1 protein-coding gene is annotated in these 540 nt (G+C 61.1%); it reads left to right on the top strand.

The window, feature by feature from the left end; genetic code table 11:
* Positions 1-392, top strand: a 392-nt coding sequence (locus ACFC20_RS17805) for an OmpW family protein (RefSeq protein ID WP_375194145.1), incomplete at its 5' end; no start/stop codon positions are given.
* Positions 393-540: the final 148 nt, after the last annotated feature.

Raw genomic sequence — 540 nt, 5'->3', positions numbered from 1 at the left:
AGACCAGACACCTGCCCCCCACCATCACGCTGCAATACTTCCCGATGCCCAGTGCCAGCAAGCTGCAGCCCTATGCGGGTATTGGTGTGAACTACACCAACTTCTTCGAGGAAAAGACCTCCCAGACCCTGACGGATACCTATGCCTCGCTCGCATCCGGTGTGGACCGAACCGACATCGAGCTGGATGACAGCTTCGGTCTGGCCGCCGAACTCGGGTTGGATTACATGATTACGGACAACGTGGGCGTCAACGCCGCCGTCTGGTGGGTCGACATCGACACCGAAGCCACCATCAACGCCTACGCCGGTAACACCCGGGCCGACACCAGCACCATCGACGTGGATATCGACCCCTGGGTTTACATGGTGGGTGTGTCCTACCGCTTCTGATCCCCGTGCCCGCGGCAGTCTTTCATGGTCTGTGGACTGCCAGAGGTGCGTTCTCCTGTGCGGGGCCCTCCGGCCCCGTTTTTTTATCCCCATATCGGGATAGGGGGGAGCCATGAGGCTCCACCCCTCCCACACCACCCGGCATGCG

Source organism: Marinobacter sp. (genome assembly GCF_041984545.1).
GTDB lineage: Bacteria > Pseudomonadota > Gammaproteobacteria > Pseudomonadales > Oleiphilaceae > Marinobacter.
The sequence above is the reverse complement of the archived record's forward strand: the minus strand, read 5'-3'. Positions and strand labels throughout refer to the sequence as shown.